The sequence below is a fragment of the Nocardia sp. CA-290969 genome (assembly GCF_050936135.1).
In the GTDB taxonomy this organism is placed as follows: domain Bacteria; phylum Actinomycetota; class Actinomycetes; order Mycobacteriales; family Mycobacteriaceae; genus Nocardia.
Map to the genome: position 1 here is coordinate 5813946 of NZ_JBNJNJ010000001.1, position 22743 is coordinate 5836688.

The window sequence follows — 22743 nt, forward strand, 5'->3', positions numbered from 1 at the left end:
GGACTACCAGCTGGAGTCGGTGACCGAGCCGCTGCGGCCGCTACCGTCCTGGCCGGCGAACGGCAACCCGCTGCCGTCGGCGATATCCCGGCGTTCCCCGGCCGACGGCCGCGCGGTGGAGGCGGGAACCACGCCCGGTATCTCCAGCTCTTCCATTCCCTCCACGAGTTCGGAGAGTTTGGGCATCCGGGCCTTCTGGGTTTCCAGCGGCGCCATCAGGTCGGAAGTCTTCTCCGCGATTTCCTTGCAGGCGCGTTGGGTCGCCTCGACAATCGCCTTCGCGATCTCCGAATAGCTCAATTCGTCGATATCGTCGGCGAATTTCACGTCGATCACCGTGTTGTCGGCGTTCACCGTGACCCGGACCTTCTTGCCGCGGGCCGTACCGGTGGCGGTGAGTTCGGCCCGCTGCTGCTGGATCCGGGCGATAGTGCGCATCTGTTCCCGTACGCCGCCCATGATCGCGGCGAAGTCGGCCTTGGCTTGTTCGTTGGTCATCGTCGCGGTGCAGCCCCGGTCAGCGCAGGCCGTCGCGGTTGCCGTCTTCCATATCCTGCAGGTAGTCGGCGCTCTCGACCTGACCCTCGTAGAAGGAATTCATGGTGCCGGAGACGTTCTTCGCACTGGCGATCAGATTGGTCTTGCTCGACCCATAGCCGTTGTTGTCCTGGCCGTTGAAGAAGCTGTTGCCCAGCGTATCGTTGCCCCACGGCTCGCCCCGGCCGTTGATTCTGGTGGTGAGGGTGTCGATCACGCCGTTGACCCGGTCGCGCACCCCGCCGGTACGTTCCGCGGCCGCCCTGAACGCTTCGTCGTTGTAGTCGACCCTGTCGGCCATCGCGTCCACTCCTCCCGCGGTGCCGAGCCACCCCGCACCGTCGTATCCGTCGGGATCGACGATGACAGCCGGTGGCAAACCCGGCGTGATGCCGGTGTGAACAGCAGCTTTCCCACGGTTTGCGAACAAGAAATGCCGCAGCGCGCAATGAAATCGGGGCGGCGGCCGGAGGTGGTTCGCGGAAAAGCCTCCGGCGAGCGGGAATTCAGGGCGACTCTATCCCACCGGCGCGCCCCCGGTGCCCGACAATTCTCACCGCTGGCAAGAACCCACATCCCGGTCCCGTATCGGCGCTGCGGCCGATGCCCGAACCCGACAGCGCGCCCCGGCCCGGCCGGCTCGTGCGCTGCCCGGCAGGGCATGATCGACCGGTATGCGAGCCCTACTACAACGTGTGACCTCGGCACAGGTACGGGTCGACAGCGAAGTGGTCGGCCGGATCGATCCACCGGGCAGCGGAATCCCACACGGCCTGCTGGCCCTGATCGGGATCACGCACAGCGATACCGAAGCCGTCGCCCGGGCCATGGCCGAGAAAATCTGGCGGCTACGGATTCTCGACGGCGAACGCAGCGCCGCGGATCTGTCCGCGCCGGTGCTCGTGGTCAGTCAGTTCACGTTGTACGCGGATACGCGAAAAGGCCGCCGTCCGTCGTGGTCGGCCGCCGCGCCCGGGCCGGTCGCGGAACCTCTGGTCGAGACCGTCGCCGAAACCCTGCGAAACCTGGGCGCCACGGTTGCCGGCGGTCGCTTCGGCGCACATATGCAAGTGGAACTCGTCAATGACGGCCCGGTGACGGTCATGCTGGAACTCTGATATCTGCCGGAGCTCCCGAATGGGCTCAGAGCCCGAGATGCAAGCGAAGTGCCCGATTCAAGTCATCGACGACGGCGGCGGGTAGGTGCCCGAGAACACGCCCGACTCGTTCGATCGACACCGAACGCACCTGCTCTGCTCGAGCTTTCGAGGCAACACGCAATCCCGGCACCTGCTCGAGCAAGACTTGGAAAGGGAACACCCTGGCGATATTGCTGGTCACCGGAACAACGGTGACGACACCACGGCCCAGTTCCAGGGCGCGCCGATTGGCTCCATCATTGCTCACCACTACGGCAGGTCTTGTCTTGGCGACGTCATTACCCCGAGTCGGGTCGAAATCGACCCGCACCACATCGCCGCGGCGCATCACACCAGACCGTCAGCAGTGGCCGGCGACCAGAACGCCTCCGAATCCGAGGCGTACCATTCGTCCCACGCTTCTTCATAGGCATCCTCGAGCGCTCGACTGCGCAACAACTGAATCGCCTTCTGCACCGCCGCCGAGCGGCCGGGCAGCCCCGAGCGGCACACCTCGTCGTCGAGGGCCGCTACGTCGTCATCCGACAAACTCACGCTCAGTTTCATACCGGCCATACGACCCCGTACGCGAACCGAGTGGGAACAGCCTTCCTACCCGGAGTCGGCCGCGCGCAGGGTGAGGATCCGCGGGCCGTCCTCGGTGACCGCGACGGTGTGCTCCCAATGCGCGGCGCGCGAACCGTCCGTGGTCACCACGGTCCAGTCGTCGTCGAGAACCTTGGTGTCGGAGGTGCCCAGGGTGAGCATCGGTTCGATCGCGAGCACCGAACCCACCACCAACCGGGGGCCCTTCCCGGGCTGGCCCTCGTTCGGCAGGAAGGGGTCGAGATGCATTTCGCGGCCGATCCCGTGCCCGCCGTACCCGTCGACGATGCCGTACGGGCGGCCGTGCTCGGCTTCCGCGGCACGCGTACCGAGTTCGATCGCGTGCGAGATATCGGTGAGCCGGTTCTCCGGGAGCATGGCGGCGATACCGGCCACCATCGACTTCTCGGTCGCCTCGCTCAGCAGCCGATCGGCCTCCGACAGCTCGCCGACACCGAACGTCCATGCCGAATCACCGTGCCAGCCGTCCAGGATCGCACCGCAATCGATGGACACCAGGTCGCCGGGCGCCAGGATCTCCTCGGCGGTCGGGATACCGTGCACCACCCGATCGTTCACCGAAGCGCAGATCGAGGCCGGGAACCCGTGGTAGCCCTTGAACGACGGCACCGCGCCGGCGTCCCGGATCACCTGTTCGGCGACCCGGTCCAGTTCCAGCGTCGACACCCCGGGCGCGGCCGCGTCGCGCACCGCGACCAGCGCCCGACCGACGATCGCCCCGGCCGCCGCCATGGCATCGAGCTCACCGGCGGTGCGGAACGGGACGACCTTCTTGCTCTTACGACCGAAGACCACAGCTCTCCCTCATCGAAGGATCGACGCCGGACCCGCAGCGACAGTTAACCCGTCGTGGCATTACGGCCCAGGGCTTGCAGGGCCCGCGCATTGACCTCTTCCACCTCGCCGATACCGTCCACCGAGACGACCAGGCCGTCGTAGTAGTTCAGCAGCGGCTGGGTGTCCTCGCGGTAGATCCGCAGCCGGGTCCGGATGGTCTCCTCGTTGTCGTCGGAGCGGCCACGCGAGAGCATCCGCTCGACCACCGTGTCCTCCGACACCACGAAGCACAGCACCGCGTCGAGTTCGCTACCGAGCTCGTCGAGGATCTTCGCCAGCGCATCGGCCTGGTCGACCGTGCGCGGGTAGCCGTCGAGTACGAAACCGCGCGAGGCGTCCGGTTCGGCGACCCGGGACCGCACCATCCGGTTGGTCACATCGCTGGGCACCAGTTCACCGGCATCCATATAACGCTTGGCCTCGAGGCCGAGCGGCGTCTGCTCGCTGATATTCGCGCGGAACAGATCCCCCGTAGAGATATGTGGTACCCCCAGCTTTTCCGATAGCAGCACGGCTTGAGTGCCCTTGCCCGCTCCCGGCGGCCCGAGTAGTACGACTCTCACTTGAGGAACCCTTCGTAATTGCGATTCATGAGTTGGCTTTCGATCTGCTTCACGGTGTCCAGGCCGACGCTCACCATGATGAGCACGGCGGTACCACCGAACGGCAGATTCTGTACCCCGCTGGAGGACGAGCCCATATCGAGGAACACGTTCGGCAGGACGGCGACCAGACCGAGGTAGATGGAGCCGGGCAGGGTGATGCGGCTCAGTACATAGGTCAGATGGTCGGCCGTCGGCTTACCGGGGCGGTAGCCCGGGATGAAGCCGCCGAACTTCTTCATCTCGTCTGCGCGTTCCTCCGGGTTGAAGGTGATGGCGACGTAGAAGTAGGTGAAGAAGACAATAAGGCCGAAGTAGATCGCGATGTACACCGGGTTGCTGGGGTTCACCAGATACTTCTGGATGATCTCCTGCCACCAACTGGGGTCCTCGGCAGTATTGGACCCGGTGAGCTGGGCGATCAGGTTCGGCAGATACAGCAGCGAGGAGGCGAAGATCACCGGGATGACGCCGGCCTGGTTCACCTTCAGCGGCAGGTAGGTCGACGAACCGCCGTACATCTTGCGGCCGACCACACGCTTGGCGTACTGCACCGGGATCCGGCGCTGGCCCTGCTCCACGAAGATGACGGCCACGATGATGGCGAAGGCGGCGACACACACGAGCGCGAACACGATGTTGCCGCGGCTGTCGAGAATGTTCTTGCCCTCGCTGGGGATCCGGGCCGCGATACCGGCGAAGATCAGCAGCGACATACCGTTGCCGACACCGCGTTCGGTGATCTGCTCACCGAACCACATGACCAGGGCCGCGCCCGCGGTCATGACCAGCACGATGATGATCATGCCGAAAATACTCGTGTCGGCGAGAATGTCCTGCTGGCAGCCCTGGAGCAGCTGACCGCGCGCGGCCAGCGCGACGAGACCCGTGGCCTGCAGAATCGCCAGCGCGATCGACAGGTAGCGGGTGTACTGCGTCATCTTGGTCTGGCCGGCCTGGCCTTCCTTGCGCAGTTCCTCGAACCGCGGGATGACCACGGTCAGCAGCTGGATGATGATGCTCGCGGTGATGTAGGGCATGATGCCGATCGCGAACACCGACAGCTGGAGTAGCGCACCACCCGAGAAAAGGTTGATGAGCTGGTAGATCCCGGCGGATTCACCACCGGAGACCAGGTCGATACACTCCTGGACCGCTTTGTAGTCGACGCCGGGCGACGGCAGCGCCGCACCGAGGCGGTACAGCGCGACCAGCCCCAGCGTGAAGAGAATCTTCCGCCGCAAGTCCGAGGTCCGGAAGGCCGTAACGAAGGCGGAAAGCACAGATCCTCCTGGCGAACGACATGGTCAGGCCATGGAAATTTCAGCGTGTCCCGACTCGGAGATCGCCGAACCCATGACGGGTCTTGGCAGACAACACTTGAACTCTAACAGTGCCGCCGGACGAGCCTGCACTCGTCCGGCGGCACTGTGCCTTTCGACATGGTCGGGAGCGCTACGTGATTACGCTGCGCTACCGCCTCCGCGCTTGACCCGACCATGTCGTTCGCCGATCGGCGAACGTCAGCCCAGTTCGGTGGCGGTGCCACCGGCGGCGGTGATCTTCTCCTTGGCGGAGCCGGAGAACTTGTCCGCGCTGACCTGCACGGCGACGGAGATCTCTCCCTCGCCGAGCACCTTCACCAGCTGGTTCTTGCGCACCGCGCCCTTGGCGACCAGCTCGTCCTTACCGATGCTGCCGCCCTCGGGGAACAGCTCGGCGATAGTGCCCACATTCACAACCTGGTACTCCACCCGGAACGGGTTGGTGAAGCCCTTCAGCTTCGGCAGGCGCATATGGAGGGGCATCTGACCGCCCTCGAACGCGGCAGGCACGTTCTTACGGGCCTTGGTGCCCTTGGTGCCGCGGCCGGCGGTCTTGCCCTTGGAGCCCTCACCGCGACCCACGCGGGTCTTATCGGTCTTGGCACCCGGGGCCGGGCGCAGATGATGCAGTTTGATGGTCATTGTCAGACCTCCTCAACAGTTACGAGGTGGCGCACGACATTGATCAGACCACGGTTCTGCGGGTTGTCCTCCCGGATCACCGACTTACGGATACCCCGCAGACCGAGGGTCCGCAGGCTCTCCCGCTGATTCTGCTTGGCGCCGATCGAGCTCTTGATCTGGGTCACCTTGAGATCTGCCATATCAGACTCCTTGTCCGGCACGGGCACGCAGCATGCCCGCGGGAGCGACGTCCTCGATCGGCAGACCGCGGCGCGCCGCGACCTCTTCCGGCCGCTGCAGCATCTTGAGTGCGGCGACGGTCGCGTGGACGACGTTGATCGCGTTGTCGCTACCGAGCGACTTGGCCAGGATGTCGTGGATGCCCGCGCACTCCAGTACGGCGCGCGCGGCGCCACCGGCGATCACACCGGTACCCGGGGAGGCCGGGCGCAGCATGACCACACCGGCCGCCGCTTCGCCCTGCACCGGGTGGGTGATGGTGGAGCCGATCATCGGGACGCGGAAGAAGCCCTTACGCGCTTCCTCGACACCCTTCTGGATGGCTGCGGGAACTTCCTTGGCCTTGCCGTAGCCGACACCGACCAGGCCGTTGCCGTCGCCGACGATGACCAGGGCGGTGAAGCTGAAGCGCCGGCCACCCTTGACCACCTTGGAGACACGGTTGATCGCGACGACCCGCTCGAGCTGGTTCTTCTCGGCGGGGTCGTTACGACGGTCACCGCCACCGCGGCGGTCGCCGCCACCACGACGGTTGTCGCGGCCGCCCTCGGGGGCGTTGGGGTTCTGTCCGGCGGGTCCGTTTCCGCCGTCACGCCGTTGACGTCCCGGCATCAGACGTTCCTTCCGTTCACGCTGGTATGTGCAGTCATGTTGATCATCAGAACTTCAGCCCGCCTTCCCGAGCGGCATCGGCGAGCGCCGCGATCCGGCCGTGGTAATCGTGGCCACCGCGGTCGAACACCACGGTCTCCACACCGGCGGCCTTGGCACGCTCGGCGATCAGTTCGCCGACCTTCTTGCCCTTGGCGGTCTTGTCGCCCTCCAGCGCCCGGACATCGGCTTCGATGGTCGAGGCCGAGGCCAGGGTGCGACCGGCCGAATCGTCGATGAGCTGCACATGCAGATGCCGCGAGGAGCGGTGCACGATCAGCCGCGGCCGAACGCTGGTGCCCTCGATCTTCTTGCGCAGGCGGAAATGACGCCGCGTCTTGGAGAGCCGACGGCGGGTCGAAACATCCTTGCCCAGCGGAATGCGCTTGGACTTCTGGTTCTCGGTTTGCGCCATGATCACTTACCCGTCTTTCCGACCTTGCGGCGAACGACCTCGCCGGCGTAGCGGATGCCCTTGCCCTTGTACGGGTCGGGCTTGCGCAGGCCGTGGATAACCGCCGAAATCTGGCCGACCTTCTGCTTGTCGATCCCGGATACGGAGAATTTGGTGGGCGTTTCCACCGCGAAGGTGATGCCCTCGGGCGCCTCGATCGGCACCGGATGGCTGTAGCCGAGGGCGAACTCGAGGTTGCTGCCCTTCTGCTGCACGCGGTAGCCGACGCCGAAGATTTCCATCTTCTTCTCGTAACCCTTGGTGACACCGGTGACCATATTGTCGATCAGGGTCCGGGTGAGGCCGTGCAGCGAGCGGTTGCGGCGCTCGTCGTCCGGGCGGGAAACCAGCAGGCGGCCGTCTTCCTGCGCGACGGTGATCGGCTCGGAAACGGTCAGCGACAGCTGACCCTTCGGGCCCTTCACGGCGACGTCCTGGCCGTTGATGGTCACCTCGACACCCGAGGGGATCACGACGGGATCTTTGCCGATACGCGACATGTCCGTACCTCCCTTACCAGACGTAGGCGAGGACTTCCCCGCCTACTCCCTGCTGAGCCGCCTGACGGTCGGTGAGCAGACCGGTCGACGTGGAGATGATCGCCACGCCGAGGCCGCCCAGGACCTTGGGCAGGTTGGTGGATTTCGCGTACACGCGCAGACCCGGCTTCGAGACGCGGCGCAGGCCCTGCAGGCTGCGCTCCCGGCTGGGGCCGTACTTGAGGTCGACGACGAGGGCCTTGCCCACGGTCGCGTCCTCGGTGCGGTAGTCGGCGATATAGCCCTCACGCTTCAGGATCTCGGCGATATTCGCCTTGAGCTTCGAATGCGGAGCCTTCACCTGATCGTGGTACGCCGAGTTGGCGTTGCGCAGACGTGTCAGGAAGTCTGCGATCGGATCGGTCATGGTCATAGTTCGACCTCGACACCTTTCTCGCTGCGGTTCCCATACAACACCCGCGTCGGAACGCGGGCCGTGGGCCTACAGCAATTCGGCTGGTCCGGACGGCAGTCACCGCCGGATGAGTTCGTATCGCCCCGGGGGCCCACGCGGGGCCGCCCACGGGCACAGATGTGCCCTGGCAACCGGTCCAGTGTAGGAGCTGGCCCGTTTACGACAAAATCAGCCCCCCGGAATGATGCCCTGACCAGGCACTCTGGCCGATATGACAGAGAAGGGGAACCCCGAGGAGCGGGTCACCGCCCTCGAAGGTGAGGTGGGAGATCTGGACTCCGGACCGAGAACTGCGCAGTGCATTCACCGGCCGCATGACTATGAGAGCAGGGCAGGTCGCCCATCCGCGGTAGCCGTGCAGATGAACCGGATGGCCGAGTCCGCCCGAGGCGCAATGCGAGTCCGAGACAGCGGGTCGTCCGAGCGAGGCGCTGGACGACCCGGTCCATGGAACGGCCCCGGAGCAGGTGCTCCGGGGCCGTTCCATACGGTGTCCACGCACCTGGTTCACCAGGAGGTCTTGTGCACTTCCGGCAGTTCACCGAACTGTTCGGCCGCCCGGTCGCTGTCGTCGGCGGGGCTCTGGGAGGATGCGGCGCGCAGGTCCATATCGATCCCCTCGATATCGTGCTCGCCCACCCGCACCTGCGCGGTCGACGGCGCATAACCCGTGGCGACGACCGTGTAGTTGCCTTCGGAGAGGTTGCCGAAGAGGTACGAGCCATCCGGATCGGTGGTCCGGCTCTCGATCACATTGCCCAGGGCATCCGTCAGAGTGACCAGGGCGCCCGCCAGCGGCCGGCCGCCGCCGGTGACGACGCCCGCCACCCGTACGCCGGGGCGCAACAACACTTCGACGTGCGCGGTGTCCCGGCCGTTGACCTGCGCGGAGACCGCCGTCGGGTGGTACCCGAACGCGCTCACGGCGATCGTGAAATCACCCTCCGGGAGTCCGGTGAGTTCGAACCGGCCGGTGCGATCGGATTCGCCGGCCGCCATCACCTCGCCTCGCAGATCCAGGGCGGTGATCATGGCGCCGGCCACCGGGTCGCCGTCACCGATCCGCGTGACCGTGCCTGCCAGACCGGTGAGCGCACTGAGGGTGACGTCGTAGGACACCGGGTTGCTGCCGAGGACCGCGGTCGAGGCGTCCGGGCGCCGCCCCTCGGCCGAGGCGATGAGGACATACGAACCCGGTTCGGGTGCGGCGAGTTCGTAGAACCCGTCCTGACCCGACCGCGCCCGGCTCAACTGCTGCCCGGCCGGCGAGATCAGAGTGAGGGTCGCACCGGCCACCGCGGCTCCCCGCGCGTCGGAGACCCGGCCGAACAGCACCGAGCCGCTACCGGCCGGCTGCGGAGCGGCCGCGCTCACACCGTTGCGGTAGGCGGGGGTGAACTCCACGGGCTCGGGAGCGGCGTGCCGCGGGCCCGGCGCCGCACCGCCGGCCACCGAGGTTCCGGTTTCGGCCACAGGTGCCGCGGTGGCGGCGTCGTCGATCACCTGTTCGGCTTCCGCTGAGAGTCCGGCGGGCGCGGTGGGAACGGCCTCCGCAACCGCATGTGCTTCGGCCTTCGCCGGATCGGGTTGTGCGCCCGCGACCGCCGCGGCGGCGGCGCGTTTGGCCGTGGGAATGGTCATGGCGATCAGCGCGGCCGCGGCCGCTACACCGCAACCGATGAGGATGCCGACCCGGAAACCGTTCTCGGTCGGGACGCTGATCCCGCCGGCGAAAGCGACGCTCATCTGCGCCAGCACCGCGCCGATGGCCGCCGAGGCCACCGAAGTACCGATCGAACGCATCAGCGTGTTGAAGCTGTTGGCGGCCGAGGTCTCGGTGATCGGTACCGCGCTCATGATCAGGGCGGGCATGGCGCCGTAGGCGAACCCGACACCCAGGCTGATGATGATGGCGCCGAGCATCAGGCCCCATGCCTCGCTCATCATCAGGACCGACGCGCCGTAGCCGAGGGCGATGATGATCGAGCCGACGATGAGGGTGATCTTCGGCCCGGCGAGCGCGGACAGTTTCGCACTCAGCGGTGAGCTGAGCATCATCATCAGCCCGCCGGGCGCCATCCACAGACCCATCGCGACCATCGACTGGCCCAGCCCGTAGCCGGTGGCTTCCGGCAGCTGCAGCAGCTGCGGGAAGATCAGCGCCTGCGCGAACATCGACATACCGATGACGATCGATGCGGCGTTGGTCAGCAGTACCCGCGGCCGCGCTGTCACCCGTAGATCGACCAGCGGATCACGGGAACGTAGTTCCCACAGGCCCCACAGCAGCAGCACGACCACCGCGGCGACGAACAACGAGATCGTGGTGACGCTCGTCCACCCCCAGCTCGCGCCCTTGGAAACGGCGAGCAGCAGGCAGACCAGTGCGGCGCCGAGGCCGAGCGCGCCCAGCACGTCGAACCGGCCGCGGACAGCTCGGGGCGGTGTCGACGGCACGATCAGGAAGATCAGCAGGCCCGCGACCGCACCGAGTACGGCGATACCCCAGAACAGGTACCGCCAGCTGCTGTATTCGACGACCGCGGCGGCCAGCGGCAGACCGAGTGCGCCACCGACACCGAGCGAGGAGCTGATCAGCGCGATACCGGAACCGAGCTTCGCCGGCGGCAGCAGATCGCGCAGGGCGGCGATACCGACCGGGATCAAGCCCACGCCCATCCCCTGCAGTCCGCGGCCCACGAGCATCGGCCACAGCGTCGAGGACACCGCGCACAGCACCGAACCGATGACGAGCGGGACCACCGAACCCACCAGGACCAGGCGTTTGCCGTAGAGGTCACCCAGCCGGCCGGCGACCGGGGTCGTCACCGCACTCGCCAGCAGGCTCGCGGTCACCACCCAGGTCGCGTTCGACGGGTCGGTGCTCAGTATCTCCGGTAGCTGCCCGAGCAGCGGCATCACCAGGGTCTGCGTCAGCGACGCCACGATCCCGGCGAAGGCGAGCACCGCCAGCACCGCCGCCGGGCGGACGACGGGTTCGGTTTTGGTCACGAGCCTGCTCCTCGCAAGACGAATTCAGTCGATGTGCATAATACACATAACATGCATGATGCAATCTAACCAATTCGACGGGCGCCTTCCCGGTCGGATGCGGTCACTTCCCGGCACCGGCCGCCCTGGCTCCGGGATGATCGGGAACGTGCCGTACACACTCGCCGATGTTCTGCCGTCCGTCGCCGCTTCCTTCGGCCTGAACGAGCCCAACCCCCTGGAGATACCGCCGAATCGCGATGTCGTGGTCCTGCTGATCGACGGACTGGGCGCCGAACTGCTGGCGCGGCACCGCGATATCGCGCCCACCCTCGCCACTCACACCACCACGCTCACCGCCGGTTTTCCGGCCACCACCGCCACCAGCCTGACCAGTCTGGCGCTGGGCGCGCCGTGCGCGACGCACGGCATCATCGGCTACAGCTTCGCCGTACCCGATACCGACGGGCCCCGGCTGTTCAATTCGCTGCGCTGGCGCCTGGATTCCGCGACCGGCGCGGATGCCCGCGAATCCCATCCGCCGGAATCGGTGCAGCCGCGCACCAGCCGGCTACAGGACCTCACCGCATTCGGGGTGGAGGTGCACTATGTGGTCCCGGAGTATCAGGCCCGCTCCGGACTGACCCGAGCCTCGTTCCGCGCGCCGGGCACCCTGCATCCGGCCACCACCCTCGACGAGGTGCGGGCCGGGATACTCGAGGTCGCCGCCTATCCGGGCACGGTATCGCGATTCGCCTACGCCTATTTCCCCGATCTCGATTCCACCGGCCACCTGTACGGTCCCGAATCTGCCGAGGCACTGGCGGTTCTCCGGGATATCGACGGGGTCGTGGCCGATCTGCTCACCGACCTACCGGATACCTGCACGCTGCTCGTCACCGGCGATCACGGAATGATCCACGCGGACAACGCCGTCGACCTGGACGCGCGGGACGGACTGCACCGCGACGTTCGGCTGATCGGGGGCGAAGCACGGGTACGGCATATCTACCTCGACCGCGCCGGCGCAGCGGCCGATGCGCTGGCCCGCTGGTCCACGGAACTGGCCGCGGACGCGCAGGTGGTGAGCCGCGAGCAGGCGCTGGACGAGCACTGGTTCGGCCGCACCCCGCCCGCACCGGTGATCGCGAATCGGATCGGAGATCTGATCGCCGTAGCCGAGGGACGCACCATACTGGTACGGCCGGAGCACGAACCGCTGGAGTCGGCGATGGTGGGTCATCACGGCGCCCGGACCGCCGACGAACAATCGATTCCGCTCATCACGTCATACTGAACGCCGCCTTCTGCCCTGCAGCCCGCCCCGCGAGCGCCCACGACCGCCCACATGAGGATCTGCGCGCATTGGGTCATCGAGCCCGACCGTCGATACCGAATCACGCGTCGCTCGAGGAGGCATCGCGACCAACGGTCGGCCACACCGCCACCGACACAGATAAGAAACAGACACGAAATTTTGTCTCGATAGTTTCCGGAAGCTCGACAAGCTCGATCCGGAGGTGTCCCATGACCCATTTCCATGCCCGCGAAGCGGCCGAAACCCTGACGCGCGGCCTGGGCAGGCGAGGGTTCCTCCGCGCGGCCGCCGCGGTCGGGGCCGTGGGCGCGGCGGCCGCAACCGCTTCGTGCGCCGCGGACACCTCGGCGAACTCCGTCTCGAGTTCCTCGACCGCCGTGCCGTACCGCGGCGGCGTGCCGGTCCTGCAACCCGGGCAGGGCGATATCGCCGGCGACCATTACCTGCGCTCGGAAGTGGAGCAGGTGCTGTGGGGCTATGTACCGACCGTCCACAGCAAGGAAGCGCTGCGGATGAAATCCGGCGAAACCGTCACCATCGACGCCGTATCGCACGAAGGGATCCTGGAGGACCAGGGCCGCGATCCGGTGCAGTACTTCGGGTCGTACGGCGTCGCGAAGGATGATGTGCTGGCCGATGCCGTCGCCATCGCCGAAGGTTACGACCGCACACCCCGCGATTTCGACAAGGACGGCCCGCATATCGTCACCGGCCCGGTTTTCGTCGAAGGCGCGCAACCGGGCGATGTGCTGAAAATCGAGACGCTCGAAGCGGTTCCGCGGGTCCCCTACGGTGTGGTGTCGAGCAGGCACGGGAAAGGCGCGCTGGCCCGGACAGCCACCGGCGAAGCACCCGCCGGGATCTCGCTCCCGGAAGTGATGCCACCCGTCGCCGCCGACCGCCGGTCGACCGGCGACCCCGCAGCGTACGGCAATATCTCCACCTTCACCGCGATCGAGGAAGGTGTGGGCGTCATGCCGTTCGGCGACGCGAAAGTCCGTTTCCCGCTGCGTCCGTTCCTGGGCATGATGGGTGTGGCCTTCTCCCCCGAGACCGATCCGACGGCGGCCTCGGCCAATTCGATTCCGCCGACCCGCGGCGGTGGCAATATCGATATCCGCCTGCTCGGCCCCGGCTCCGCCTTCTACCTCCCGGTTTTCGCCGAAGGTGCGCTGTTCTACGTCGGCGATCCGCATATGGCCATGGGCGACGGCGAGGTCGCGCTCACCGCGATGGAGGGTTCGCTGCGCGGCACATTCCGGCTCACCGTCTGCAAACCGGGATCCGGCGACGCACCGGAGGTCGCGTACAAGTACCCGTTCGGCGAAACCGAGGATGCCTGGATCCCCATCGGCCTCTCCGACCCCGACGGTTCCCAGCACGGCCAGTCGAGCGACCTGAACATCGCCATGCGCCGCGCCGTGGTCAACGCCCTCGACTTCCTCGAACAGGAGAAGGGAATGGACCGCGCCACCGCCTACGCCTACCTGTCGGCGGCGGCCGATTTCACCGTCTCCCAGGTAGTCGACCGCACTGTCGGCGTACACGGACAAATCTATAAATCCCATTTCGCCTGATCCGGCGGAGGTTCCCGGCCCCGCGCCGTCCCCGCCGCAGGACGGCGTACCGGCATCCACCTATTGACCTCAAGATTTGTTGAGGTTTTACCGTCGGGGTATGAGCACCGAGACAACACCGCACACCGACCCCGCCCAGCCCGCAACGACCGTCCGGCAACTCCTGCCGGACCTGTGGGAGACCCGGGAGTTCATCGTCCCCGGCGGCCCGCGAACCCATGCCTACCTCTGGACTCCACCGTCCGGGCACAACATCCTCTTCTACTCCCCGGGCGACGACCAGGATTTCGACCGGCTCGACCAGCTCGGCGGCGTGACCCGCCAATACCTGAGCCATCAGGACGAAGCCGGCCCCATGCTGCGTGCGGTCGCCGAACATTTCGGTAGCCGCCTGCATGCCCCCGCCGCAGAATCCGAGCCGATCGGCGCCTACACGCGGATCGACGTACTGCTCACCGAACGATCGGTGGACGACGCGGGCGTGGAAGTGATTCCCACCCCGGGCCACTCACCCGGCAGCACGTCGTACGTGGCATCCGGCCAGGGTGGGCGCACTTATTTGTTCACCGGCGACACCCTGCTGCGCTACGCCGACGGCGTGTGGCGCACCGGATATATCCCGGGCTACAGCGACAAGGACGGGCTACGTGCCGCGCTGGACAGCTATGCCACCGTAACACCGGATTTCGTGATCTCCAGCGCCTTCGTCGATGGCGCCGGCGGCGTCCACCGGGTGGAGCCCGGCGCATGGCAGGGTCACCTGGAACAGGCCCGGGCGGGACTTTCCTAGGCCACGGCGCCGGCCCGCTCGACCCGGCCGGCGAATCCGTTTACCTCACAGGTAATCGCCGGAACTACCCCGATCAGCACAGAATCATCACCATGAACGCGACAGAGACAGTCACCACCACCCGCAGTGTCGTCGAGCAGTTGCTGAACACGATAGGCAGCGGCGATCCGGATGCCATCGCCGCGCTCTACGCCCCGGTCAGCGACTGGAAACTGAACTGGCCGGAAAGCGAACACGGCCGGCCCGCCACCCCATGGATCTGCCACCGCTCGACCCGGGCCGACGCCGCCGCGCATTACCGGGCGATTGCCGGCCACCACCACCCGGACGAGGCCGGCACCGTCGTCGAACGCATCCTCGTGGACGGCCCGGATGCGGTGGTACTGGGCGAAATCCGGCAGACCGCACGCACCACCGGTCGCGCCTACCGCGCACGTTTCGCACTCCACCTGACGGTCGAGGACGGATTGATCACCCGCCACCACGTCTACGAGGACAGCCTCGCCGTTGCCCAAGCGTTCGGCGATACCGCCCCGAACACGAACTGAGCCGCCTGATCCCGCGCAGACATACAGGGACACCGCCCGCAACCAGACCCAGGAATCGCTGTTACTTCTTGTCAGCGGCCTGCTGCGCACCTGAGGCCCCGGGGCCCCTTCAGTGATCAGGAAAACCCGGTTGCACACGGTACGGCGACGCACGCAGGATGTGCCCCATGCCGGACTTCGCCGATTTCGACCGCCGCCGTTATCGCGCCGTCGACGTCGCCACGGGATACGACAGCTGGGCTCCCACCTACGAGCAGACCGTCCTCGACGATATGGACCTGGCCCTGCTGGAACGTCTGCACCGGCCACCCTGGGATCAGGTCCGCCGGGCGGCAGACCTGGGCTGCGGTACCGGCCGCACGGCCGCATGGCTGCGCGAACGTAGTCCGGCCACCATCGACGGAATCGACCTCAGCGAAGGGATGCTCGCGCGGGCCCGGGTGCGGGGCATACATGCCTCTCTCACACATGGTGATGTGCGCGCGACCGGGTTGCCGGGCGGATCCTACGATCTCGTAATCGCCTGCCTGATCGATGAGCACCTGCCCGATCTCACACCGCTCTACGCCGAAGCCCGCAGGCTGGCCGCCCCCGGCGGCGTTTTCGTCTCGGTCAGCTACCACCCGGGCTGGCAGCTCGCCGAACTGACCGAATCCGCGATCGATGGCACCTGGATAGCCGCCAAACCCAAGTGGGCACACCTGCGCGGCCATCCGTTCACCATGGCGTCGGTGTGGGTATGAGGCCGAAAGCATTTGCCGCACAGCGCTGAAGCGATCAACTTCCCAGAAGCACCAAAAGGACCCGAGCCGCGGCTCGGGTCCTTTTCATCGGTGTGGATCCCGGAGCAGGACTACCCGCCCGGGATCAGCTCACCAGGAGCTCTTGTGCACGCCCGGCAGCTCGCCGCGGTGCGCCATTTCGCGCAGGCACACACGGCACAGGCCGAACTTGCGGTACACCGCGTGCGGCCGGCCGCAGCGCTGGCAGCGAGTGTAGGCGCGGACGGCGAACTTCGGCTTGCGGTTGGCCTTGTTGACCAGTGCTTTCTTGGCCATGTCTCAGTTCTCCTTGAACGGGAAGCCGAGGTGCTTCAGCAGGGCACGGCCTTCTTCGTTGTTGGTCGCGGTGGTGACAACGGTGATGTCCATACCGCGCGGACGATCGATCTTGTCCACATCGATCTCGTGGAACATCGACTGCTCGCTCAGGCCGAACGTGTAGTTGCCGTTGCCGTCGAACTGCTTGGGCGACAGGCCACGGAAGTCACGGATACGGGGCAGGGCGATCGAGACCAGGCGGTCCAGGAACTCCCACATCCGGTCGCCGCGCAGGGTGACCTTGGCACCGATCGGCATACCCTCACGCAGTTTGAACTGCGCGATGGACTTGGTGGCCTTGCGGATCTGCGGCTTCTGGCCGGTGATCAGGGCCAGATCGTCGACCGCGCCGTTGATCAGCTTGGCGTCGCGGGCGGCGTCGCCGACACCCATGTTCACGACGACCTTGACCACGCCCGGGATCTGCATGACGTTGGCGTAGTTGAACTCGTTGTTCAGCGCGTCCTTGATTTCCTCGCGGTAGCGCACCTTCAGCCGCGGCTGGATCTTCTCAGTGGTGGTCATATCAGATGTCCTTCCCGTTCTTACGGGAGATCCGAACCCGCTTGCCGGTTTCTTCGTCGGTGCGGTAGCCGATCCGGGTCGGGTTACCGTCGGAGTCGACGACCATCACGTTGGACACGTGGATGGGCGCCTCCTGGGTAACGATGCCGCCCGACGACGCACCGCGCAGGTTCGCGGAGTTCGCGACATGCTTCTTGATCCGGTTCACGCCCTCGACCAGGATCCGGTTCTCCTTCGGGAAGGCCTGGATGACCTTGCCCTTGGCACCCTTGTCCTTACCCGAGACGACGAGCACGGTATCGCCCTTGTGCACCTTCATTTAGAGCACCTCCGGGGCCAGCGAAACGATCTTCATGAACTTCTTGTCGCGCAGCTCGCGGCCGACCGGGCCGAAGATGCGGGTGCCGCGCGGGTCGTTGTCCGCCTTGATGAGCACGGCGGCGTTCTCGTCGAAACGGATGTAGGAACCATCCGGACGGCGCCGTTCCTTGGTGGTGCGCACCACGACGGCCTTCACCACGTCACCCCGTTTGACGTTGCCGCCGGGGATGGCGTCTTTCACAGTGGCGACGATGACGTCGCCGATACCGGCATAGCGGCGCGACGAACCACCGAGAACGCGGATGCAGAGAATCTCCTTGGCACCCGTGTTGTCGGCGACGCGCAGCCGCGACTCCTGCTGAATCACTTCAGCCTCCTCGACCTGGACGTAAAGCACGCCGGATTGCCGACCCGACGGGCATGGTCTGTTACCACCCGAACACGCGCCTACCAGCGGTTTCGTCTGATCTGCTCGATCAACCACCGGGGGTTCACGGCCGAATCGCGGGCACAGGGCCCGCAGGCAACCGGTCAAGGATAGCGAACCTGCAGCTCGCGGGGAAATCGGGGTCTCAGGGCCTGGGCATTCCGCGAAGGGCGCGGCTGTAATTTTGGAGCCGCTCCGCGGCTCGAGGGTGGGGCCCCGGGTAGCCCGGTTCTTCACTCCTCCGCTCCTCCGCAACGCTGCACCGCTCGGTCGCTCCAGAACCGGGCGGGCCCCACCCGTGTACCCATCCGCAGGGGGTGGTGCCGCCCAGCGCGACGCCGGGGTGGGGCGCCGGTAGCCTCATGGGGCCGGTTCGCCTAGTGAGGTGCGGGTCCCGCATCGGGAGAGGGTTCTGTTGAAGTCTTCGGATCGCCGGGTGGCGCTCGACCGCCGCTCGTTCCTGGTTGCTCTGGGGCTCGTGCCCGCGGCCGCGTGGCTGGTCTCCTGCTCCGAGGAGGAGCCGGCGCAGCTGGTCAGTGTGGACATGGGTGGCTCCGATCCGGCGATCCGGCCGCAGGACGATCTGTACCGGCACGTCAACGGGAAGTGGCTGCGCGAGTATCAGCTGCCGCCGGACAAGACCTCCTACGGCGCGTTCAGTGAGGCCAACGACCGCACCGAGCTGCAGTTGCGCGAGATCATCGAGGGCATCAGCGACCCCGAGCCGGGGACCGAGGCCCAGCAGATCCGCGATCTGTACGACGCCCGGATGAATCTCGACGAGATCGAACAGCTGGGGTTGACCCCGCTGGATTCGATGTTCGCCGAGATCGACGCCGCGAAGGACAAACCCGCCCTGGCCGAGGTGATGGGGCGGCTGCCGATCGGCGGGCTGATCGGGATCGGGGTGAGTATCGATCGCAAGGATTCCTCGGCCCATATCGCCTCGATCGGCCAGTCCGGTACCGGCCTGGACGAGCAGTACTATCGCGATCCGCAGTACGCCGAGGAACTCGCCGGGTACCGGACCTACCTGGAACGCCTCGCCAAGGGCGCGGATCTCCCCGACCCGGCCGCGATCGCCGACCGGCAGCTGGCACTGGAGACCCGGATCGCCGCCGCACAGTGGGACAACGTGCGCAATCGCGATACCGAGGCCACCTACAACCGGATGACCTGGGCGGAAGCCACCGCGCTGGCGCCGGAATACGACTGGGAGCCCTGGCTGGCCGGTATCACCGAACGGCCCAAGGAGCTGTTCGCGAATCTGGTGGTGAACCAGCCGTCCTTCGTCACCGAGGCCGGCAAGATCTGGGCTACCACCGATATCGCGGTGTGGCGCGACTATCTCAAGCTGTCGGTGCTGCAGACCTACGCGCGGTATCTGCCCAAGGAACTGTCGGACGCGAATTTCGATTTCAACGGCCGGCTCATGTCGGGTCTGCAGCAGCGGCCCGAACTGTGGAAGTCCGCGGTGGGCACGGTGGACAGCAACCTCAGCGAACAGCTGGGCAAGCTGTATGTGGAGCAGTATTTCCCGCCGGAGGCCAAGGAACGCGTGCAGGTCATGGTCGACGACCTGATGGCCGCGTACCGGCAGAATTTCACCGATTCGAGCTGGATGTCGCCGGAGACCCGCAAGGCGTCGATCGAGAAACTGGACAAGATCGGCCTGAAACTCGGCTACCCGGACAAGTGGGTGGACTATTCGGGGTTGACCGTCACCCGCGGCAAACTGATCGAATCATTGCGCGCCATCAACGATTTCGAGGTGAAGCGGTCCTTCGATCGGCTCGGGAAACCGGTGGACAAATCCGAGTGGAACGCTTCCCCGCAGACGGTGAACGCCTACTATTCCCCCACCAGCAACGAAATCGTTTTCCCCGCCGCGTTCCTGCAGCCGCCGTTCTTCGACAAGGATGCGCAGCCCGCGGTCAACTACGGTGGCGTCGGCGCGGTGATCGGGCACGAGATCGGGCACGGGTTCGACGATCAGGGGTCGAAATTCGACGGCGACGGTAACCAGCGCGACTGGTGGAGTCCCGCCGATCGCGCGGCCTTCGACGCCAAATCGAAGCAGCTCGTCGACCAGTACAACGCGCTGGTCCCCGAGGGGCTGCCGCCGGAGCAACATGTCAACGGTGAACTGACCGTCGGGGAGAACCTCGCCGACCTGCGGGGTCTGCAGATCGCGCTGACCGCGTTCCGGCTGGCCGAGGAACGCGCGGGAGTGAGCGTCCCCGACTACCGCACCATGTTCCTGTCGTATGCGCGGATCTGGCGGTCGAAGATGACCCCGGAGGTCGTGGAACGCCTGCTCCAAGGGGATACGCACGCCCCGGACGAATTCCGGGTGAACCAGGTGGTGCGCAATATCGCCGAGTTCTACCGGACCTTCGGCGTCGTGGAAGCCGATGCCCTGTTCCTGCCGCAGGAGCAGCGCGTCGAACTGTGAGCCGCGCGGGGAACGCCCCGCCCGGCCCCCGGCCCGCACCGGTACCGGGGCGAACTGCCGCCTCCCGGAAGACCGGTACGCACCAAACTTAGCCAAGCCTGTCCTATGCTGAGGTCGCCCGCTCGGAATGCCGAGGTGAGGGCTTTCGCAGGAGGAAGGTCGGCAATGAGAACGGTGCGACAAAGGGGTCGGGCGCGAGCGGTTGTCGTCGCGCTGGCCGGGGTGCTGGCCTTGCTGGTGGCCGGCTGCGGCGGATCGGCGGAGGAATCGGCCGGCGCGGGTGTCACGGTCGCGCATGCGTTCGGCGAAACGGTGGTGCCGGCGAAACCGGCGAAGATCGTGGCCCTCGGCAATCAGTGGCTCGATACCGTGCAGGCGTTCGGCATCGTCCCGGCCGGCTATATCGATAACGTCGCGGTCATGGCCCGGCGGGCGCCGGCGTGGGAGCCGGAATCGCTGCAGCAGGCCACGGCCCTGAACACGGGCGGCGATATCACCGAGCAGGTGGCCGCCCTGGAACCGGATCTGATCTTGGCCGACCCGTTCATCGCCGACCGGTCCCGTTACGACCAGCTGTCCAAGATCGCGCCCACCCTGCCCGGTCTGTCGGGCAAAGCCGCTGCACCGTGGCCGGAACTGGTGACCACCCTGGGCAAGGTGCTCGGCCGGGAGGCCGATGCCGACCGGATCGTCGCGGATGTCTGGGCGCAGGTCGACGCCGTCGGCGCCGCCAATCCGGACTTGAAAGGTAAGACCTTCCTCAGCACCTGGCTGGCCGGTCCGACCCAGCTGATGGTGCTCAACGACCCCGAGGACGGGTCGGGCCAGCTGTTCACCCGGCTGGGAATGACGATCCCGCAGCATATCCGGGATATGCCCGCGAGCAACGGACGGATTTCCCTGTCCCCGGAGCGCGTCGGCGAACTGACCTCGGATCTGCTGATCGCCGGATATTCGGTGAACCAGGACCAGGCATACCGGCAGCTTCCCGGGTACGGCGACCTTCCCGCGGTCCGTAAGGACGCCGTGGTCTTCCTGGACAACGCCGATATCGGCGCCATCAACCAGCCGACGGTGCTGTCGCTGCCCTACATCCTGAAAGAGATCGAACCCGCGCTGGTCAACGCGGCGAAGTAGCCCGCCTCGGGCTCCGATCGGATACGGAGAGAAACTTGTCCACCCGAACCCGGCACGGGGCGCTGCGGTATGCCCTGCGCACCGGCGTCACCTGCCTGATCATGCCGAACGGCGCCGTACTGCTGAATCCGCCGCACAACCGGAAACTGACCGGCCTGTCCACGGGCGCACGAGACGCGCTCAAACTGCTCAATCAGGGTCCGGCACCGCTGTCGCGGCTCGATCCCGAACCGGGTGGCGAAGTGGCCGGGTTGCTGAGCGGGCTGGCCGGCGAGGGCTGGCTGGCGACCACCGTCCTCGACGCCGACCGCGACCTCTACACCCTCGACCCGTTCAGCGCTCCCCCACCTCGACCGGCCGGCCCGGCACCCGCGCCCGGCGCGCTGTCGAAGTTTTCGATATTGCGCCCGGACACCGGGGGTTTCGTCCTCGAACACCCGCGGTCCTGGTGTGATCTGCGGATCACGGATCCACGGATCCTCGCGGTGCTGGGCGGACAGGATGCCACGGCAGCCGGGCTCGCACCGGAAATCCTCGATCAGCTGGCCGCCGACCTGCACTGGGGCGGATTCACCGCCGACCCCGCGCGCGAATCCGGGCGGTTCACCACGCGTAGTTGGAGTGCGCCCGACCTGTGGTTCCACCGGCGCAGCACGCTCGGTCCACGCACGATCACCTGGGAACATTTCGGTCCCACGAAATGGGCGAAAGGCCAATTCCCGCAACCGGATGCACGCAAGCCCGCGTACCCGGGCACCCCGATACCGTTGCCGGTGCCCGACCTCACCGCCTTACGCGCGGCCGATCCGAGCCTGACCACGGTGCTGGAGGACCGTACCTCCTGCCGCGACTACGACGACGGCGCGCCGATCACCCTGGATCAACTGGCCGAACTGCTGTACCGCACCGCACGCACCCGCGAGGTGAAACCGGTGGGCCCGGGCGAGGAGCTGCTTTCGCGGCCCTACCCGTCGGGGGGTGGGGTGTACGAGCTCGAGGTCTATCCGGTCGTCCGCACCGCCGCCGGCCTGGACGCCGGGATGTACCACTACGACTCGTTCCGGCACGCCCTGCACCGGATCGCCGAACCGGATTCCGCCGAGGTCCACCGGTTGCTGAAATCCGCGTCGGCGACCTTGGTCGGTGGGGCGGAACCGCAGGTGGTCCTGTTGCTGGCCGCCCGGGCGGGACGGGTGATGTGGACCTACGAACAGGTCGCCTACGCCAGTATCCTCAAACATGTGGGGGTGCTGATGCAGACCGTGTACCTGGCGGGAACGGCGATGGGACTCGGCGTCTGCGCGCAGGGGTTCAGCGATACCGCCGCCTTCGTCGCGGCCGCCGGTGTGGACGAACTCGAGGAATGCGGGGTCGGCAGCATCGTCGTGGGGACACCCGCTCGAAGCTGACCAGCCCCTCAGCGGCGCGGCGGTCCGCACCGATCAGGATGTTCGATACCGGCGCGCCACATTGTGCCGAGGCAACAGCGCATTCCCCTGAAAGACGACGGCGCGGGAGTGGTGGTCCCGAGCCCCGCGCCGACCGCAGTGACCTGGTTCGCACG

At 66.6% G+C, this 22743-nt stretch carries 27 protein-coding genes and 1 pseudogene; 9 read left to right on the forward strand and 19 right to left on the reverse strand.

Features of this window, described 5'->3' with window-relative positions; translation table 11 throughout:
• Nucleotides 1-3 precede the first annotated feature (3 nt).
• Both ACQEVO_RS26460 and ACQEVO_RS26465 read right to left on the reverse strand, forming a co-directional pair.
• Nucleotides 4-498 carry a YbaB/EbfC family nucleoid-associated protein gene (locus ACQEVO_RS26460; RefSeq protein WP_432918478.1) on the reverse strand — a complete coding sequence of 165 codons (495 nt, stop codon included), beginning with the start codon at nt 496-498 and terminating at the stop codon, nt 4-6.
• A 19-nt stretch (nt 499-517) separates the two neighbouring features.
• On the reverse strand, nt 518-838 hold the full coding sequence (locus ACQEVO_RS26465) for a hypothetical protein (RefSeq protein WP_432918481.1): 321 nt from the start codon (nt 836-838) through the stop codon (nt 518-520).
• A 373-nt stretch (nt 839-1211) separates the two neighbouring features.
• Between ACQEVO_RS26465 and dtd the strand changes: the two genes are divergently transcribed.
• Nucleotides 1212-1655 carry a D-aminoacyl-tRNA deacylase gene (dtd, locus tag ACQEVO_RS26470; protein ID WP_432918484.1) on the forward strand — a complete coding sequence of 148 codons (444 nt, stop codon included), beginning with the start codon at nt 1212-1214 and terminating at the stop codon, nt 1653-1655.
• A gap of 25 nt (nt 1656-1680) precedes the next feature.
• Here dtd and ACQEVO_RS26475 read toward each other — a convergent pair whose 3' ends face one another.
• The 13 genes and pseudogenes from ACQEVO_RS26475 to ACQEVO_RS26535 form a co-directional block, all read right to left on the reverse strand.
• Entirely contained in the window at nt 1681-2028 is a 348-nt protein-coding gene (locus ACQEVO_RS26475) for a type II toxin-antitoxin system PemK/MazF family toxin (protein ID WP_432918487.1), read from the reverse strand.
• Entirely contained in the window at nt 2025-2243 is a 219-nt protein-coding gene (locus ACQEVO_RS26480; RefSeq protein ID WP_432918489.1) for a ribbon-helix-helix protein, CopG family, read from the reverse strand. Before ACQEVO_RS26480 ends, ACQEVO_RS26475 begins: the two co-directional genes overlap by 4 nt.
• A gap of 45 nt (nt 2244-2288) precedes the next feature.
• Nucleotides 2289-3098 carry a type I methionyl aminopeptidase gene (gene map / locus ACQEVO_RS26485; RefSeq protein ID WP_432918492.1) on the reverse strand — a complete coding sequence of 270 codons (810 nt, stop codon included), beginning with the start codon at nt 3096-3098 and terminating at the stop codon, nt 2289-2291.
• A 44-nt stretch (nt 3099-3142) separates the two neighbouring features.
• Nucleotides 3143-3703: an adenylate kinase gene (locus ACQEVO_RS26490; protein WP_432918495.1), complete on the reverse strand. Its 561-nt coding sequence runs from the start codon at nt 3701-3703 to the stop codon at nt 3143-3145.
• The gene (gene secY, locus ACQEVO_RS26495; protein WP_432918498.1) at nt 3700-5025 is read right to left on the reverse strand and encodes a preprotein translocase subunit SecY; all 1326 of its coding nucleotides are present in this window, start codon (nt 5023-5025) and stop codon (nt 3700-3702) included. Before secY ends, ACQEVO_RS26490 begins: the two co-directional genes overlap by 4 nt.
• A gap of 240 nt (nt 5026-5265) precedes the next feature.
• Nucleotides 5266-5709 (reverse strand): 50S ribosomal protein L15, encoded by a 444-nt coding sequence (gene rplO / locus ACQEVO_RS26500; RefSeq protein ID WP_432918501.1) that lies wholly within the window; start codon nt 5707-5709, stop codon nt 5266-5268.
• A gap of 2 nt (nt 5710-5711) precedes the next feature.
• A complete protein-coding gene (gene rpmD, locus ACQEVO_RS26505) occupies nt 5712-5891 on the reverse strand; it encodes a 50S ribosomal protein L30 (protein WP_062977145.1) in 180 nt (59 codons plus the stop codon).
• A gap of 1 nt (nt 5892) precedes the next feature.
• Nucleotides 5893-6543, reverse strand: a complete 651-nt coding sequence (gene rpsE / locus ACQEVO_RS26510; protein ID WP_432918505.1) for a 30S ribosomal protein S5 — start codon at nt 6541-6543, stop codon at nt 5893-5895.
• A gap of 46 nt (nt 6544-6589) precedes the next feature.
• On the reverse strand, nt 6590-6997 hold the full coding sequence (gene rplR, locus ACQEVO_RS26515) for a 50S ribosomal protein L18 (protein WP_432918509.1): 408 nt from the start codon (nt 6995-6997) through the stop codon (nt 6590-6592).
• A 2-nt stretch (nt 6998-6999) separates the two neighbouring features.
• Entirely contained in the window at nt 7000-7536 is a 537-nt protein-coding gene (gene rplF / locus ACQEVO_RS26520; protein WP_432918512.1) for a 50S ribosomal protein L6, read from the reverse strand.
• Between the two features lie 13 nt (nt 7537-7549).
• Complete coding sequence (rpsH, locus tag ACQEVO_RS26525) at nt 7550-7948, reverse strand: 30S ribosomal protein S8 (protein WP_062977139.1); 399 nt, start codon at nt 7946-7948, stop codon at nt 7550-7552.
• Nucleotides 7949-8497: 549 nt separating this feature from the next.
• A complete protein-coding gene (locus ACQEVO_RS26530; protein WP_432923009.1) occupies nt 8498-9493 on the reverse strand; it encodes an MSCRAMM family protein in 996 nt (331 codons plus the stop codon).
• 75 nt (nt 9494-9568) lie between these two features.
• Nucleotides 9569-11002 (reverse strand): annotated as a pseudogene (locus tag ACQEVO_RS26535) (MFS transporter); the annotation flags it as partial.
• Between the two features lie 148 nt (nt 11003-11150).
• Between ACQEVO_RS26535 and ACQEVO_RS26540 the strand changes: the two are divergent.
• The 5 genes from ACQEVO_RS26540 (at nt 11151) to ACQEVO_RS26560 (ending at nt 15957) form a co-directional block, all read left to right on the forward strand.
• Complete coding sequence (locus ACQEVO_RS26540) at nt 11151-12278, forward strand: alkaline phosphatase family protein (RefSeq protein ID WP_432918515.1); 1128 nt, start codon at nt 11151-11153, stop codon at nt 12276-12278.
• Between the two features lie 230 nt (nt 12279-12508).
• Nucleotides 12509-13876, forward strand: a complete 1368-nt coding sequence (locus tag ACQEVO_RS26545; RefSeq protein WP_432918518.1) for an acetamidase/formamidase family protein — start codon at nt 12509-12511, stop codon at nt 13874-13876.
• 100 nt (nt 13877-13976) lie between these two features.
• Entirely contained in the window at nt 13977-14666 is a 690-nt protein-coding gene (locus ACQEVO_RS26550) for an MBL fold metallo-hydrolase (protein ID WP_432918521.1), read from the forward strand.
• 92 nt (nt 14667-14758) lie between these two features.
• A complete protein-coding gene (locus ACQEVO_RS26555) occupies nt 14759-15214 on the forward strand; it encodes a nuclear transport factor 2 family protein (RefSeq protein ID WP_432918524.1) in 456 nt (151 codons plus the stop codon).
• Between the two features lie 167 nt (nt 15215-15381).
• Entirely contained in the window at nt 15382-15957 is a 576-nt protein-coding gene (locus ACQEVO_RS26560; protein WP_432918527.1) for a class I SAM-dependent DNA methyltransferase, read from the forward strand.
• 129 nt (nt 15958-16086) lie between these two features.
• Here the strand turns inward: ACQEVO_RS26560 and ACQEVO_RS26565 are convergent, their stop codons facing one another.
• From ACQEVO_RS26565 to rplN, 4 genes are read right to left on the reverse strand one after another with little or no spacing between them, the layout of a single operon-like run.
• Complete coding sequence (locus ACQEVO_RS26565) at nt 16087-16272, reverse strand: type Z 30S ribosomal protein S14 (protein WP_014349101.1); 186 nt, start codon at nt 16270-16272, stop codon at nt 16087-16089.
• A 3-nt stretch (nt 16273-16275) separates the two neighbouring features.
• Nucleotides 16276-16839 (reverse strand): 50S ribosomal protein L5, encoded by a 564-nt coding sequence (rplE, locus tag ACQEVO_RS26570; protein WP_280401602.1) that lies wholly within the window; start codon nt 16837-16839, stop codon nt 16276-16278.
• 1 nt (nt 16840) lies between these two features.
• The gene (rplX, locus tag ACQEVO_RS26575) at nt 16841-17158 is read right to left on the reverse strand and encodes a 50S ribosomal protein L24 (protein WP_039822452.1); all 318 of its coding nucleotides are present in this window, start codon (nt 17156-17158) and stop codon (nt 16841-16843) included.
• Entirely contained in the window at nt 17159-17527 is a 369-nt protein-coding gene (gene rplN, locus ACQEVO_RS26580; RefSeq protein ID WP_014349098.1) for a 50S ribosomal protein L14, read from the reverse strand. It abuts the gene before it with no gap.
• Nucleotides 17528-18002: 475 nt separating this feature from the next.
• Here rplN and ACQEVO_RS26585 point away from each other — a divergent pair, with 475 nt between their 5' ends.
• From ACQEVO_RS26585 to ACQEVO_RS26595, 3 genes are all read left to right on the forward strand, one after another.
• Nucleotides 18003-20042, forward strand: a complete 2040-nt coding sequence (locus tag ACQEVO_RS26585; RefSeq protein ID WP_432918533.1) for a M13 family metallopeptidase — start codon at nt 18003-18005, stop codon at nt 20040-20042.
• A gap of 165 nt (nt 20043-20207) precedes the next feature.
• Entirely contained in the window at nt 20208-21179 is a 972-nt protein-coding gene (locus ACQEVO_RS26590; protein WP_432918536.1) for an ABC transporter substrate-binding protein, read from the forward strand.
• Between the two features lie 35 nt (nt 21180-21214).
• Nucleotides 21215-22588: a SagB family peptide dehydrogenase gene (locus ACQEVO_RS26595; RefSeq protein WP_432918540.1), complete on the forward strand. Its 1374-nt coding sequence runs from the start codon at nt 21215-21217 to the stop codon at nt 22586-22588.
• The last annotated feature ends 155 nt before the right edge of the window (nt 22589-22743 follow it).